The organism is Ectopseudomonas guguanensis (genome assembly GCF_900104265.1).
Lineage (GTDB): Bacteria > Pseudomonadota > Gammaproteobacteria > Pseudomonadales > Pseudomonadaceae > Aquipseudomonas > Aquipseudomonas guguanensis.
In genome coordinates this window covers 34,688-49,523 of record NZ_FNJJ01000021.1, presented here as the reverse complement: position 1 = coordinate 49,523, position 14,836 = coordinate 34,688, and the positions used below count along the sequence as shown (strand labels likewise).

Annotated in this window: 11 protein-coding genes; 9 read left to right on the top strand and 2 right to left on the bottom strand. The window is 64.6% G+C overall.

Annotation, left to right across the window (positions count from 1 at the left end):
• Positions 1–165 precede the first annotated feature (165 nt).
• A complete protein-coding gene (locus BLS61_RS22985; RefSeq protein WP_090435299.1) occupies positions 166–1,962 on the bottom strand; it encodes an ATP-binding protein in 1,797 nt (598 codons plus the stop codon).
• 13 nt (positions 1,963–1,975) lie between these two features.
• The gene (algB, locus tag BLS61_RS22980; protein ID WP_090435297.1) at positions 1,976–3,328 is read right to left on the bottom strand and encodes a sigma-54-dependent response regulator transcription factor AlgB; all 1,353 of its coding nucleotides are present in this window, start codon (positions 3,326–3,328) and stop codon (positions 1,976–1,978) included.
• 210 nt (positions 3,329–3,538) lie between these two features.
• Between algB and BLS61_RS22975 the strand changes: the two genes are divergently transcribed.
• From BLS61_RS22975 to BLS61_RS22930, 9 genes are all read left to right on the top strand, one after another.
• Positions 3,539–4,369: a BON domain-containing protein gene (locus BLS61_RS22975; RefSeq protein ID WP_090435293.1), complete on the top strand. Its 831-nt coding sequence runs from the start codon at positions 3,539–3,541 to the stop codon at positions 4,367–4,369.
• 67 nt (positions 4,370–4,436) lie between these two features.
• A complete protein-coding gene (locus BLS61_RS22970) occupies positions 4,437–4,871 on the top strand; it encodes a ferritin-like domain-containing protein (protein ID WP_090435290.1) in 435 nt (144 codons plus the stop codon).
• A gap of 667 nt (positions 4,872–5,538) precedes the next feature.
• Complete coding sequence (locus tag BLS61_RS22960; RefSeq protein WP_090435283.1) at positions 5,539–6,507, top strand: PstS family phosphate ABC transporter substrate-binding protein; 969 nt, start codon at positions 5,539–5,541, stop codon at positions 6,505–6,507.
• Positions 6,508–6,689: 182 nt separating this feature from the next.
• Positions 6,690–8,975, top strand: a complete 2,286-nt coding sequence (locus tag BLS61_RS22955) for an ABC transporter permease subunit (protein ID WP_090435280.1) — start codon at positions 6,690–6,692, stop codon at positions 8,973–8,975.
• A gap of 284 nt (positions 8,976–9,259) precedes the next feature.
• Positions 9,260–10,930, top strand: coding sequence for a phosphate ABC transporter permease PstA (pstA, locus tag BLS61_RS22950; protein WP_090435276.1), 1,671 nt, complete (start codon positions 9,260–9,262; stop codon positions 10,928–10,930).
• Between the two features lie 89 nt (positions 10,931–11,019).
• Positions 11,020–11,853, top strand: coding sequence for a phosphate ABC transporter ATP-binding protein PstB (gene pstB / locus BLS61_RS22945; protein WP_090435273.1), 834 nt, complete (start codon positions 11,020–11,022; stop codon positions 11,851–11,853).
• A gap of 91 nt (positions 11,854–11,944) precedes the next feature.
• Positions 11,945–12,673, top strand: a complete 729-nt coding sequence (gene phoU / locus BLS61_RS22940; RefSeq protein ID WP_090435268.1) for a phosphate signaling complex protein PhoU — start codon at positions 11,945–11,947, stop codon at positions 12,671–12,673.
• 136 nt (positions 12,674–12,809) lie between these two features.
• The gene (locus BLS61_RS22935; protein ID WP_090435264.1) at positions 12,810–13,712 is read left to right on the top strand and encodes a response regulator; all 903 of its coding nucleotides are present in this window, start codon (positions 12,810–12,812) and stop codon (positions 13,710–13,712) included.
• A gap of 147 nt (positions 13,713–13,859) precedes the next feature.
• Positions 13,860–14,756, top strand: a complete 897-nt coding sequence (locus tag BLS61_RS22930; protein WP_090435261.1) for a peptidoglycan DD-metalloendopeptidase family protein — start codon at positions 13,860–13,862, stop codon at positions 14,754–14,756.
• The last annotated feature ends 80 nt before the right edge of the window (positions 14,757–14,836 follow it).

The following is a 14,836-nucleotide window of genomic DNA, read 5'->3' as shown; positions in this document are numbered from 1 at the left end:
CGTAAGGGGCGCAACCCAAACGCTCAGTACACGCGGTAATGGATAGTGCTAAGTCCGCAAGCGATACGCACACAAACTTGCCAGTCCGGTGTCAACCTGCACTTCCCCCAACTATGCGAAGGACCTTTTTATTGTCCGCCTTCTCGCCCGGTTCGCGGCGACACCTCAGACCGGCAGGCTGAAATAGAAGCTCGCGCCCTCGCCGGGGCGTGAGCGAACGCCGAGCTGGCCGCCGTGCAGCTGCGCGATCTCCCGCGCCAGCGCCAGGCCCAGGCCGACACCCCCCTTGCGTCTGCCGACCTGGACGAAGGGCTCGAAAATGCGGCTCTGCTGTTCAAAGGGAATGCCTTCGCCTTCATCCTGCACGCTGACGATCACCTGCTCGCCATGGCGGCGCACCTGCAGGCGCACCGCGTCGCCCGGGTTGCTGTAACGCAGGGCGTTGTCGGTCAGGTTGTCGATGAGCCGCTGCAGCTGTACCGCGTCGAGGTTCAGGCGCGGCAGCGGTTCATGCACCTCGCACAGCAGCTCCACTTCGCGTTCGGCGGCCTTGGCGGCGAAGCGCTGCGGCGTCTGCTGGAGCATCTCGGCCAGGTCGCAGGGGCGCCGCTGCAGGGTCTGTACGCCGTTCTGGTAGCGCGAGAAGTTGAGCAGGTCGTCGATCAGTTGCACCAGGCGGTGCATTTCTTCCTCGACCGTGCGTGCCAGTTCCTGCTCGCGGCCGTTCGCCGGCAGCGACAGGCGTTCGCGCAGCAGGCTGAAGGCCATGTGCATGCCGGTGATCGGCGTGCGCAGCTCATGGGAGGCGCGCAGGATGAACTCGCTGCGCACGCGCTCGAAGGCGCGCTGCTTGGTGACGTCACGCAGCACCATCACTGCCCCTACGCTACCGCCCTCGCGGACCTGCACCGGCGTCAGGGCCCAGGCCAGCAAGCGGGTTTCGCCGTCACGCTCGATCTGCAGGTCGGCCGGCGGTTCGCGCAACAGTTCGCCGGCGAGCACCTGGTGCAGCGCCTCGTCCACGGCATGGCCCGGCAGTAGCGGGCCGATCGGCTGATCGAGGATATCGGCCTGCCAGGACAGCTGGCGCAGCGCCACCGGGTTAGCGTGCTCGATTCGGCCCTGGGCGTCGAGTATCACCAGGCCGTCGTCGATGCTGTCGAGCACCGCCTTCAGCCGCCCCTCGCTGTTGAGCAACTGCGTGAGATTGCTCGAGTGGTATTCGCGCAGCGCCTCGGTCATCAGGCCGAAGCGGCGGCTCAGCACTGCCAGCTCCAGCACCGGCGACACCGGCAGCACCACATCGTAGCGGCCTTGGCCGATCTGGTCGGCAGCGCGCGCCAGCATATCGATGGGCGCGCCGAAACGGCGGGCGATGCCGTGGGCGGTGAGCACGCCGATCGCCAGCACGGCCAGGCCGGTCAGCACCAGCAGCCCGGCGATCAGCTGGGAGCGCTCGCCGGCTCTGAGTTCGGCGGCGATCACCGAAGCGACGAGCTGATCCTGCTGGTCCAGCAGGTGGTTGCGCAGCCGCTGGAAGGCCTCGGTGAAGGGTCTGTGGGTGCCCAGGTTATGCGGCGTCTGGCCGTCCGGCATCGCCTCTGCGGCGACCCGTCCCATCTCGTCGTAGAGCGCTGAGGCGCGCTCCAGTCCCTTTACGTAGTCCTGACCGAGATTGGCCTTGAGGCCTTCCTCGAAGACGGCGCGGAACGACTGGCGGATGCCTTCCAGGCGCTGCGCATCGGGCTGCTGGTCGATCAGCGCGATCAGCTCGTCGCCCAGGTGCTGGCGCAGCTTCTGGCCGATCTGCACGGCGCTGAAGCCACGCTGGATCAGGTCGCTCTGGCTGCGCGCCATCTGCGTCACGCTGAACAGGCCGAGCAACAGGCCCAGCAGGGCCACGGTGATCAGCGCGGAGATACTGAGGAACAGGCGCGTGCGCAGCTTCATCGACAGCTTCATGGTGGTCCCATGGTCAGAGGTTGTACTGCTTGCGTTTGCGGTAGAGGGTCGAAGTGTCGATACCCAGCGTCTTGGCCGCCATGTCCAGGGTGCTGCTGCTGGCCAGTACCGCCGCGATATGGGCCTTTTCCAGCTCCTCGAGGCTCATCGGCGCGCCGACCCGTACGGCGTTGCTCGGCGCTTCGCCGCTGCCGCCGAGGCCGAGGTGGGCGATCTCCACCGTTTCCTGCTGGCAGATGATGCTGGCACGCTCGATGACGTTGCGCAGTTCGCGGATATTGCCCGGCCAGTGATAGGCCTGCAGGGCTGCCGTCGCCTCGGGGCTGAAGGCGCAGGCCGGGCGGCCGTAGTCGCTGACGAAGCGGGCGAGAAAGCGCTCGGCCAGGGTCATCACATCCTCGTGGCGTTCGCGCAGCGGCGGCAGCTTGAGGGTGATGACGTTGAGGCGATACAGCAGGTCTTCGCGAAAGCGCCCCTCGCGCACCATCTCGTCGAGATCCAGGTTGGTGGCGGCGATGATGCGCACGTCGGCGCGGCGTGTGACCGGGTCGCCGACGCGCTCGTACTCCTTGTCCTGGATGAAGCGCAGCAGCTTAGGCTGCAGCGTCAGCGGGAAATCGCCGATTTCGTCGAGGAACAGGGTGCCGCCATCGGCCTGGCTGACCCGACCCTGGGTGCTTTCGCTGGCGCCGGTGAAGGAACCGCGGGCATGGCCGAACAGCTCGCTCTCCATCAGCTCGGCGGTCAGCGACGGGCAGTTGATGGTCACGCAGGTGCGCTTGGCGCGCCGGCTCCAGCCGTGGATGGCGCGGGCCAGTTCGCCCTTGCCGGTGCCGGATTCGCCGAGGATGAGGATGTTGGCGTCGGTAGCCGCAACCTGACGCGCGGTTTCCAGGATCGACATCATCGCCGGGCTGTGCGAGTCGAGACCGTCCTTGGCCTTGCGCACTTCGCCTTCCAGGGCTTCCAGGCGTGCGGCCAGGGTGCGCACTTCCAGTTGCTTGGCCGCCGCCAGGCGCAGTTGATCGGGGGTGCAGGGTTTGACCATGTAATCGGCGGCGCCGGCCTGGATGGCATCGACGGCGGTGTCTACGGCCGAGTGGGCGGTGACGATCACCACGCGCATCCACGGCGCCTGGATGCGCATCTGTGCCAGCAGGTCCAGGCCGTTGTCCTCGCCCAGGCGCAGGTCGAGGAAGCACAGGTCGAACACCTGTCGCTGCAGCAGAGCTTCGGCCTGCGCCGCGCTGCTGGCGCCGGCGACGTCATAGCCCTCGTCCTCGAGGCAGTAGCGGAAGGTACGCAGGATTGCCGCTTCGTCGTCCACCAACAGGATGCGCCCGCTGGTCTGCTCTGCAACTGCCATGTATGTGCTCCGTGTGGCTGGTCAATGCAGCTTAGTCAGGTAAAAACCGTGCAAGTTGCACGGCCTGATCGCGCCGATACTGCACCCTGCATGCAGGCAGAGTGCCTTTATTATCTTCAAGCGACTGTTTTCAAAGGAAATTAACGGTCTCTCGGGCTGGCACGGGGCTTGCGAGATCACCCGTATCCTCCCACGAACAGGAGTGAAATCATGCCCCCGTTCAAGCCCTTGATGCTGGCCGCCAGCACCGCGTTGCTGCTCGGCCTCACCCCGTTGGCCAGCCAGGCGACCGAGGGCGCGCTGGCCGCGCAACTGGACGCCGCTCGCCAGGAGGGTTCGATCTGGACAGCCTTCGCGCTGAATCGTCACCTCAATCCGTTCAAGCTTGAAATCGGCGTGGAGGATGGCGTGGCCACTCTCGGCGGCAAGGTCGAGAACGAGGTGCAGAAGGAGCTGGCCGAGCAGGTGGCGCTGAGCATAGAGGGCATCGACTCGGTGGACAATCGCATCGAGGTCGGCGGCGACGCCGTCGAGGGCAATCCGCCGGCCATGGTGCAGCGCCTGGAAGACGCCAGCCTGGTCGCCACGGTGAAGTCCAAGTTGCTGTGGAACAGCACCACGCGTGGGCTGGACATTCAGGTCAGGAGCGAGACCGGCAACGTCACCCTCAGCGGCAATGCCCAGACCCCGGTGGCCAAGGAGCTGGCGGGCCAGCTGGCGGCCAATACCGATGGCGTGCGCGAGGTGTTCAACCACCTCAGCATCAGCACCGCCGACAGCACCAGCAGCGAAGTGCAGGCCACCCTGGACGACGCGCGCGAGGACATCAGCGACAGCTGGATCACCAGCAAGGTCGAGGCCAGCTTCCTCTACAGCCGCAATCTGGATGCCATGAACATCTCGGTGGACACCGCCGACGGCCTGGTCAGCCTGCGCGGCAGCGTGCTGAGCAGCGCGGAGAAGCGCCTGGCAGTGGAAATCGCCCGCAACATCCGCGGTGTGCGCGGCGTCGACGCCGATGCCCTGCGCATCAGCAGCTGAGTGCAGACCCCCAACGGCCGCTGGAACGGCCGCCAACCCGCAAGTTCCATCGCCAAGGAGTGAATCCATGAGCAGCAAGACCGCACAACTCAACGAACTGATCGAAATCACCCGTGACGGCAAGCACTTCTACGAGCATGCCCACGACGAGGTCAAGGACATCCGCCTGCAGGCCCTGTTTCGCGACATGGTGCGCGCCAAGACCCAGGTGATCGATGCGCTGAGCGTCAAGGTCGCAGCCAACCAGAGCGAGCCTGCCTCCGGCGGCACCATGCTGGGCAAGCTGCGTCAGTTCTACGCCGACACCCGCGCGACCCTGTCCAAGGACGAGGACGCCGCCTACGTCGCGCAGCTCGAGGAGGCGGAAGATCGCATCCTGCATGCCTTCGAGGATGCGCTGGAAAGCGCCGATCCGGACGTCCGTGTGCTGCTGGCAGTGGAAATGCCCAAGGTGCGGGCGTGCCATGAGCGCATGCGCGCGCTGAAGCAGAACATGCAGTAACTTCCTGCTGCGCCGTTCAGAGCCCCTGCATGCAAGGCGTGCGGGGGCTTTTTTGTTGGGCAGATCGGACTGGCAAGTTTGTGTGTTCTTTTGCGCTATTTATATCCGGGCAAAGATCATTGGCGTGTCGATCTTTCATCTTGTTTCGCCCCTCACGGGCGAGTCACTTTCTCTTGCTTGCCCAAGAGAAAGTAACCAAAGAGAAGGGCACCCCATTCATACGGCCCCGGCTGCGCCGGGGTTCCCTCGCTCCATCACCGCTCCAGGGGCACGCCGTGAAGGGCCATCCCTGGCCCATCACGGCTCTCGCGACATCCATGTCGCTCAACCCCTTCCACGGCGATTCCACTCGGGCTCCTGAAGGGGACTTGGGTGTCGTCTGTGAGATCGCGCTTCAAGAGCAAAAGCCAAACGCTGCCGACTTTGATCTTCCAGAGATGTTGCAAGCTCGCGACCCGGTCCCGTCAGGGAGGCCAAGCCATCGGCAGCACACACTTATTTGCCAGTCCGGTATCACCCCGCCTTTCACCAAAGCGCTTTCTCTGCCAAAGCGAAACGTCGCCGACGTTCATTTAACTGTCACATTCGTTTCATACAGTGGTCACCAGGCCTGCTGATACTTGGGCCAGTTCCATCCAACACAACACCATCCTGCTAGGAGCAAGGCATGAAACTGAAGCGTTTGATGGCGGCCCTGACTTTCGCCGCCGCTGGCGTAAGCGCCGTATCTGCTGTGGCTGCCGTCGACCCGGCTCTGCCGACCTATGAAAAGACTTCCGGCGTCTCGGGTAACCTGTCCAGCGTCGGTTCCGACTCGCTGGCCAACCTGATGACCCTGTGGGCAGAAGAGTTCAAAAAGAACTACCCCAACGTCAACATCCAGATTCAAGCTGCCGGTTCCTCCACTGCGCCACCCGCTCTGACCGAAGGCACCGCCAACATGGGCCCGATGAGCCGTCCGATGAAGGACAGCGAAATTCAGGCCTTCGAAGAGAAGTATGGCTACAAGCCGACCGCCGTTCCTGTGGCCATCGACGCCCTGGCCGTGTTCGTGCACAAGGACAACCCGATCAAGTCGCTGACCATGAAGCAGGTTGACGCGATCTTCTCCAGCACCCGTCTGTGCGGCGAAGACAAGGACCTGAAGACCTGGGGTGACGTCGGTCTGACCGGCGAGTGGGCGAGCAAGCCGATTCAGCTGTTCGGCCGTAACTCGGTATCCGGCACCTACGGCTACTTCAAGGAAGAAGCCCTGTGCAAAGGCGACTTCAAGGCCAACGTCAACGAGCAGCCGGGTTCGGCTTCGGTTGTCCAGTCGATCTCCAGCACCCTGAACGCCATCGGCTACTCGGGTATCGGTTACAAGACCTCCAGCGTTCGTGCCGTACCGCTGGTAGACAAGAACGGTCAGGTCGAAGAAGCCAACGAAACCAACGCCCTGTCCGGCAAGTACCCGCTGGCTCGCTTCTTCTACGTCTACGTGAACAAGGCGCCGAACCAGCCGCTGAGCCCGCTGGACGCCGAGTTCGTCAAGCTGGTGCTGTCCAAGCAGGGTCAGGAAGTGGTAGTCAAGGATGGTTACATCCCGCTGCCGTCCAAAGTGGTCGAGAAGACCATGAAGGAACTGGGCCTGTAATCCTCAGCGCCTGACGTTATCGGCCGGCGGCTTCACTGCCGGTCGATGTGGCCCGCCACTCCTGCGAGTGGTGGGCTTCGTCATGTCAGCTGACTGTAACCTTTCTGTCATACAAGCTCGCTAGATTGACACGTCTGGACAGCCCTATGCGCTGCACTTGAGCCCGCGCAGAGACTTCTCGCATGAATGACTTGGCAAACGAATCCGTGAATCGCTCACAGAATCCCCTGGGGATCGATTTCAACACCCCCGCCCTGCAACGCAAGCGACGCCTGCGTGCCCTCAAGGACCGCATGGCGCGCTGGTACGTCTCCATCGGTGGTCTGGCGGTGCTCGGTGCCATCACCCTGATCTTCTTCTACCTCGCCCATGTCGTGCTGCCCATGTTCCAGGGCGCCGAGCTGGAGGCGCGCAAGGTGCAGCAACCGGCCTGGCTGGCCGAGGCGCGCGCGCCGCTGCTGCTGGCGGTGGAAGAACAGAACCAGGTCGCCATGCGCCTGGACGATGCCGGCGCCGTGCAGTTTTTCCAGCTCAAGAACGGCGAGGCGCTGCAGCGTGTGCAACTGCCGCTGCCGCAAGGCGTCACCGTCGCCTCCGTCGGTCAGGATCAGCCAGGCAGCCGTCGTGTGGCGCTCGGCCTGTCCAACGGCCAGGCGCTGATCATCCAGCACAACTACAAGATCACCTACCCGGACAACGTACGCACCATCGCGCCGCAGATCGACTACCCCTACGGCGAGGCGCCGATCGAAGTCGACCCGCAGGGCCGTGCGCTGGAGCACGTGGCCGTCAACCTCAACAGCGGCACCCTGATGCTGGCCGGCTCCACCGGCAGCGAGCTGCACCTGATCAGCCTCGGCCGTGAGGAAAACCTGTTCACCGGTGAAGTGAGCGTCAGCGAGGAGCGCATCAACCTGCCGCAGATCGGCGAGCCGATCAGCCAGCTGATTCTCGACCCGCGGCAGATGTGGCTGTACGTGTTCAACGGCGATTCCAGCGCCGACGTTTTCGACCTGCGCAAGCGCGGCCTCAACGGTCGCTACGAGCTGCTCAAGGACGCCTCCAATAGCGTGACCAGCGCCACCAGCCTGCTGGGCGGCATCTCGATCATGATCGGTGACGCCAAGGGCGGCATCCAGCAGTGGTTCATGGTGCGTGACAAGGACGGCAAGTCCACCTTCCAGTCCATCCGCAGCTTCCAGCTGGGCAGCAGCGCGATCACCCAGATTCTTCCCGAGGAACGGCGCAAGGGCTTCATGGCGCTGGATGCCGATGGCCGCCTGGGGGTTTTCCACAGCACTGCGCACCGTACCCTGCTCAGGGAGCAGGTTGCAGACGGCACCGCCATCGCCGCCCTGTCGCCGCGCGCCACCCGTGTGCTGGTGGAGTCGGACGGCAAGCTGCAGCGTTTCGTGGTCGACAACCCGCACCCGGAAATTTCCTGGAGCTCGCTGTGGGGCAAGGTCTGGTACGAAAGCTACCCGGAGCCTGACTACGTCTGGCAGTCGACCTCCGCCAACACCGACTTCGAAGCCAAGCTGAGCCTCTCGCCGCTGGCCTTCGGTACCCTCAAGGCGGCGTTCTACGCCATGCTCCTGGCCGCTCCGCTGGCCGTGGCCGCGGCGATCTACACCGCTTACTTCATGGCGCCGCGCATGCGCACCAAGGTCAAACCGGTGATCGAGCTGATGGAGGCGCTGCCGACGGTGATCCTCGGCTTCTTCGCCGGCCTGTTCCTCGCACCGTTCCTGGAGAACCACCTACCTGGCATCTTCAGCCTGTTGCTGCTGACGCCGGTGGGTATCCTGCTGTTCGGTTTCCTCTGGACCAAGCTGCCTGAGTCCATCCGCCATCGCGTTCCCGAAGGCTGGGAAGCGGCGCTGCTGATCCCGGTGGTGATCGCCGTCGGCTGGTTCTCCATCGGCATCAGCGGTCACCTGGAAAACTGGCTGTTCGACGGCAACATGCGCCTGTGGCTGTCCAACGACCTGGGGATTCCCTTCGATCAGCGCAACGCCCTGGTGGTGGGCCTGGCCATGGGCTTCGCGGTGATCCCGAACATCTATTCGATCGCCGAAGATGCGGTGTTCAGCGTGCCCAAGAGCCTGACCTTCGGCTCCCTGGCCCTGGGTGCCACGCCCTGGCAGACCCTGACCCGCGTGGTGATCCTCACCGCCAGCCCCGGCATCTTCTCGGCGCTGATGATCGGCATGGGCCGCGCCGTGGGCGAGACCATGATCGTGCTGATGGCTACCGGCAACACGCCGATCATGGACATCAACATCTTCGAAGGCATGCGCACCCTGGCTGCCAACGTGGCCGTGGAAATGCCCGAGTCGGAAGTCGGCGGTACCCACTATCGCGTGCTGTTCCTCGCCGCGCTGGTGCTGCTGATGTTCACCTTCGTGATGAACACCCTGGCCGAGCTGATCCGTCAGCGCCTGCGCACCCGGTACTCGAGTCTGTAAGAAAAGTGCCTGCGCAGCAGGCCAACTGATGACCCTCTCCCATTCATGGGAGAGGGTGCCCCGAAGGGGCGGGAGAGGGTGGTGCCGGCGCGCGCCCAAGCCCTCTCCCCCAGCCCCTCTCCCGCAAGCGGGAGAGGGGAGCAAGATACTCCTCTCCCATTCATGGGAGAGGGTGCCCGCAGGGCGGGAGAGGGTTGTGTGAAATCACGAGCCCTCTCCCCCGGCCCCTCTCCCGCAAGCGGGAGAGGGGCGGTAAAGAATGATTTCATTCAAGGTGTGATGCCGTGAAACAGAACAACCTGAAATCCTGGTACAAGAGCGGCGCCCCGGGCGTGTGGATGAGTGGTGGCGCAGTCGCCATCGCCATCATCATGACCCTGGGCCTGCTGGCGGTGATCGCCACCCGTGGCCTGGGGCACTTCTGGCCGGCGGACATTCTCGAGGCCGACTACCAGGTGCCTGGTCAGGAAGCCCGGGTGATGCTGGGCGAGGTGGTGCAGGTCGAGGAGGTACCGCGTGCCCGACTGGCCGCGGCCGGCCTGCCGGTCGCTGCAGAAGGCGGCGAGTTCATGACTCGCGAGCTGCTCAAGGTCGGTAACCGCGAGCTGTTCGGCGCCGACTTCACCTGGGTGGTCGGCGAGTGGCTGAGCAACCCGCGCAAACCGGCCGACATCACCGTGCTGGAGCGCCGCGAGTGGGGCAACTTCTACGGCAACCTGATCAACGTCAAGGAAAGCGGCCAGGTCGTCGCCGAGGGCGATGCCGCCTGGCCCGCCCTGCAGGAGCGCCTGGATCGCGTCGACGAGCTGCATGCGCAGCTGGTGCGCCTGGAGAAGAAGGACATCGGCCGCATCAACCATGGCCTCGAGCGCATCCGCCTGGAAGGCCGCAAGCTGCAGCTGCAAGGCAAGCTGGACGCCGCCGCGCAGGCCGACATGGACGCCCGCCGCGACGCGCTGAACGCCGAATACAAGGTGCTCGAAGAGCGCATGGTGGCCCTGACCCAGCAGATCAACCGGGACAGCGTGACCCTCAGTGCCAGCGATGGCCGGCAGACCGAGATCGCCCTGGGCAAGATCGTCCGTGCCTTCCGCCCGAACGCCATGAGCACCCTGGACAAGTTCGGCTTCTATGCCATGAAGCTGTGGGAGTTCGTGAGCGCCGAGCCGCGTGAGGCCAACACCGAGGGCGGCATCTTCCCGGCCATCTTCGGTACCGTGCTGATGGTGATGCTGATGGCGGTGGTGGTCACCCCCTTCGGTGTGATCGCCGCGGTCTATCTGCGCGAATACGCCCACCAGGGCACCCTGACCCGGGTCATCCGCATCGCGGTGAACAACCTGGCCGGCGTACCCTCGATCGTCTACGGCGTGTTCGGCCTGGGCTTCTTCGTCTACGTACTGGGCGGCTCGATCGACCGCCTGTTCTTCCCCGAGTCCGCGCCGGCGCCGACCTTCGGTACGCCTGGCCTGATGTGGGCCTCGCTGACCCTGGCGATCCTCACCCTGCCGGTGGTCATCGTCGCTACCGAGGAAGGCCTGGCCCGTATCCCGCGTGCGGTGCGCGAAGGTTCGCTGGCGCTCGGTGCGACCAAGGCCGAGACGCTGTGGAAAGTGGTGATCCCGATGGCAAGCCCGGCGATGATGACCGGCCTGATCTTGGCCGTGGCACGCGCCGCCGGCGAGGTGGCCCCGCTGATGCTGGTGGGTGTGGTGAAGCTGGCGCCGACCCTGCCGCTCAACGGCAACTACCCCTACCTACACCTGGATCAGAAGATCATGCACCTGGGCTTCCACATCTACGACGTCGGCTTCCAGAGCCCCAACGTCGAGGCCGCGCGCCCGCTGGTGTATGCCACGGCGCTGCTGCTGGTGATCGTCATCGCCCTGCTCAACCTGACCGCGGTCTATATCCGTAACCACCTGCGCGAGAAGTACAAGGCGCTGGATCACTAATTCTGCTGCAGGCGACAGGCTGCAGGCCTCGGGCAAGAGCCGACCTGTAGCCTGCAGCTTGAAGCCTATAGCCTCCGAAGGAGACTGGTATGCAACACGAAACCCATACCCACGGTATCGATCTGGCCGCCCTTGGCCGCGACAAGCAGAGCCTGAGCCTGGCCGACGAGACCACGGCCATCGCCGTGCCGGGCCTGAACCTGTACTACGGCCAGAAACAGGCACTGTTCGACGTCAAGATGGACATCCCCAAGCAGCGCGTGACCGCCTTCATCGGCCCGTCCGGCTGCGGCAAGTCCACCCTGCTGCGTACCTTCAACCGCATGAACGACCTGGTCGACGGTTGCCGTGTGGAAGGCGAGATCAACATCGACGGGCGCAACATCTACCGCAAGGGCGAGGACGTGGCCGAGCTGCGTCGTCGCGTAGGCATGGTGTTCCAGAAGCCCAACCCCTTCCCCAAGAGCATCTACGAAAACGTGGTGTACGGCCTGCGCATCCAGGGCATCAACAGCAAGCGCGTGCTCGACGAGGCGGTGGAATGGGCGCTGAAGAGCGCAGCGCTGTGGGACGAGGTCAAGGACCGTCTGCATGACTCGGCCCTGGGCCTGTCCGGTGGTCAGCAGCAGCGTCTGGTGATCGCCCGTACCGTGGCGGTGCAGCCGGAAGTGCTGCTGCTCGACGAACCCTGCTCGGCGCTGGACCCTATTTCCACGCTGAAGGTCGAAGAACTGATCTACGAACTCAAGAGCAAGTACACCATCGTCATCGTGACCCACAACATGCAGCAGGCGGCGCGCGTTTCCGACTACACCGCGTTCATGTACATGGGCAAGCTGATCGAGTTCGGCGATACCGATACCCTGTTCACCAACCCGGCCAAGAAGCAGACCGAGGACTACATCACCGGTCGTTATGGTTGAGTAGCGGCCCGTAGGGTGCGCTGTGCGCACCAACTGCAGCTGCCCTGTGGTGCGCACGGCGCACCCTACCCGGACTTTCGCGGAGCGAAACATGATCAACAAAGACAACCTTACCCAGCACATCTCCCAGCAATTCAACGCCGAGCTCGAGGAAGTGCGTGGCCACCTGCTGGCCATGGGCGGCCTGGTGGAGAAGCAGGTCAACGATGCCGTCACCGCACTGATCGAGGCCGACTCCGGCCTGGCCCAGCAGGTGCGCGAGATCGACGACCAGATCAACCAGATGGAGCGCAACATCGATGAGGAGTGCATCCGCATCCTCGCCCGTCGCCAGCCGGCCGCCTCCGACCTGCGCCTGATCATCAGCATCTCCAAGTCGGTGATCGACCTGGAGCGCATCGGCGACGAATCGACCAAGATTGCCAAGCGCGCCATCCTGCTGACCGAAGAAGGCGAGTCGCCCAGGGGCTACGTGGAAATCCGTCACATCGGCGACCAGGTGCGCAGGATGGTGCAGGAGGCGCTGGACGCCTTTGCCCGTTTCGACGCCGACCTGGCCCTGTCCGTGGCGCAGTACGACAAGACCGTCGACCGCGAGTACAAGACCGCGCTGCGCGAGCTGGTCACCTACATGATGGAAGACCCGCGCTCGATCTCCCGCGTGCTCAACGTGATCTGGGCGCTGCGTTCGCTGGAGCGCATCGGCGATCATGCGCGCAACATCGCCGAACTGGTGATCTACCTGGTGCGCGGCACCGATGTGCGTCACATCGGCCTGACCCGCATGCGCGAAGAGGTCCAGGGCAAGCCCCAGGAATAATGCCCGCTTCGTGCCGACGGCCCGGGACTTCCCGGGCCGTTTCGTTTGCGCGATTTGTTGCGCCTCCGGCGTTTTTCCGTTGGCCTTAGGCCACTGGCCATGACTATGCTTACTGCCATTCGTACAGGAGTGGCCGATGAGCAAAGTCAGTGTGCTGGTGGTGGATGACGCGACCTTTATCCGTGATCTGGTCAAGAAAGGGCTGCGCGATAACTTCCCCGGCGTACAGATCGAGGAAGCGATCAATGGCCGCAAGGCCCAGCAGATGTTGAGCCGTCAGGTGGTCGACCTGATCCTCTGCGACTGGGAAATGCCGGAGATGTCCGGCCTCGAACTGCTGACCTGGTGTCGCGAGCAGGACGACCTGAAGACCACGCCCTTCATCATGGTCACCAGCCGTGGCGACAAGGAGAACGTGGTGCAGGCGATCCAGGCCGGCGTCTCCGACTACATCGGCAAGCCCTTCTCCAACGAACAGCTGGTGACCAAGGTGAAGAAGGCGCTGAGCCGTGCCGGCAAGCTGCAGGCCCTGGCCGCCAGTGCGCCGCCGAAGATGCTCAGCACGGGCGGCCTTGCCAACGACTCGCTGGCCGCGCTGACCGGCGGCAAGGCCGAGGTGGTCAAGCCCAGCGCGCCGACGCCGGCACCTGCCGCTTCCGCTGCGCAAAGCACCGCGCCAGCGCCTGCTGGCAAGGCACCGGCCGGTCGTGGCCAGGGCCAGCTGCGTCTGCCGTTCGGCAGCATGGCCTGCGTGATCAAGGCACTGAGCCTCAAGGAGGCGTTGCTGGTGGTCAGGCGCACCGAGCAGCTGCCGCAGGTACTGGAAAGCGCGGTGCTCGACCTGGAACAGGGCGAGGCGGCGGAAACCGCGCGGCTCAACGGCTACCTGCATGCAGTGGCGGCCTTCGAGCCCAAGCCCGACAGCGAATGGCTGCAACTGACCTTTCGCTTCGTCGACCGCGATCCGCAGAAACTCGATTACCTGTCGCGCCTGATCGCCCGCGGCACCGCGCAGAAGCACTTCGTCCCCGGTGCGTAGCCCGGATGCAGTCCGAGGCGCTTACGCACCAGGCCGACCAGCGGCGGTGAGCCGCATCACAGCCTGACGGTCGGTGTCTCGCGCGCTGCGTGGTGCGCTGCTAGTCTTGCTAACCCGGATATCGAAAAGCCATTAGATCCGAGTCTTATGCTAGGGCGTCTGTTCTTTCTCTGCAGCCTGCTGGCCCTCAGCGGCCAGGTCGCGGCGCTGACCATCTACAAGTACGTCGACAAGAACGGCGTGGTGACCTATAGCGACCAGGCCGCGCCCGGCGCCCAGGTGTTCGTGTTCAACGACCGCATGGTCGAGCGCCTGGACAACCAGGTGAAGCTGGAAACCAAGAAGCACGAAGCCGGCGAGACCCTGCTGATCCGCAACGACCTGTACGCCCCGGTGGAAATCGAGCTGAAGCTCGAACAGGTGGACAACGCCATCGGTGCGCCGGACAAACCCATTCGCTGGGTGCTGCCGCCGCGCAGCAATATCCGCCTGGCCACGCTCACCGCGCAGGACCCGTCCAAGCCGCTGCGCTACAAACCCAAACTGCGCTATGCCCTGGGCGATCCACGCCTGCAGCCGAGCATCCATCGTTACCCGCTGCCCTGGCGCGGTGGCCCGTTCCGCCAGACCCAGGGCGCCGGCGGCACCTACAGCCATTTCACCCCCAAGGGCCGCTACGCGGTGGACATCGCCATGCCCGAGGGCACGCCCATCGTCGCCGCGCGCGGCGGCGTGGTGGTGAAGACCGAGAACCAGCAGAGCGGCCGCGGCAACAACCCGGCCGGCAACTTCGTGCGCATCCTGCACGACGACGGCACCATGGGCGTCTACCTGCACCTGATGAAGGGCTCGGTAGCCGTGCGCGAGGGCCAGCGCGTGGCCACCGGCCATCTGCTCGCGCGTTCCGGCAATACCGGCAACAGCACCGGTCCGCACCTGCATTTCGTGGTGCAGCGCAATGTCGGCCTGGCGGTCGAATCCATCCCCTTCAACTTCGCCCAGCCGGTCAACAGCCTGCCCAACTTCGCCGTCGGCGGCGAGTAAGCTGCAGGTGTTGGAAGATGCCCAGGTCGCGGCTGAAGCCCCTCCGACGGTTCGATGCGCTCTTCCCTGCACCCTGCTTC

Coding starts and splice junctions, on each gene's coding strand:
- BLS61_RS22935 (WP_090435264.1), top strand. CDS start 12,810: ATGAGCAAAGTCAGTGTGCTGGTGGTGGATGACGCGACCTTTATCCGT.
- pstB (WP_090435273.1), top strand. CDS start 11,020: ATGCAACACGAAACCCATACCCACGGTATCGATCTGGCCGCCCTTGGC.
- BLS61_RS22985 (WP_090435299.1), bottom strand. CDS start 1,962: ATGAAGCTGTCGATGAAGCTGCGCACGCGCCTGTTCCTCAGTATCTCC.
- BLS61_RS22960 (WP_090435283.1), top strand. CDS start 5,539: ATGAAACTGAAGCGTTTGATGGCGGCCCTGACTTTCGCCGCCGCTGGC.
- BLS61_RS22930 (WP_090435261.1), top strand. CDS start 13,860: ATGCTAGGGCGTCTGTTCTTTCTCTGCAGCCTGCTGGCCCTCAGCGGC.
- BLS61_RS22955 (WP_090435280.1), top strand. CDS start 6,690: ATGAATGACTTGGCAAACGAATCCGTGAATCGCTCACAGAATCCCCTG.
- BLS61_RS22975 (WP_090435293.1), top strand. CDS start 3,539: ATGCCCCCGTTCAAGCCCTTGATGCTGGCCGCCAGCACCGCGTTGCTG.
- phoU (WP_090435268.1), top strand. CDS start 11,945: ATGATCAACAAAGACAACCTTACCCAGCACATCTCCCAGCAATTCAAC.
- BLS61_RS22970 (WP_090435290.1), top strand. CDS start 4,437: ATGAGCAGCAAGACCGCACAACTCAACGAACTGATCGAAATCACCCGT.
- algB (WP_090435297.1), bottom strand. CDS start 3,328: ATGGCAGTTGCAGAGCAGACCAGCGGGCGCATCCTGTTGGTGGACGAC.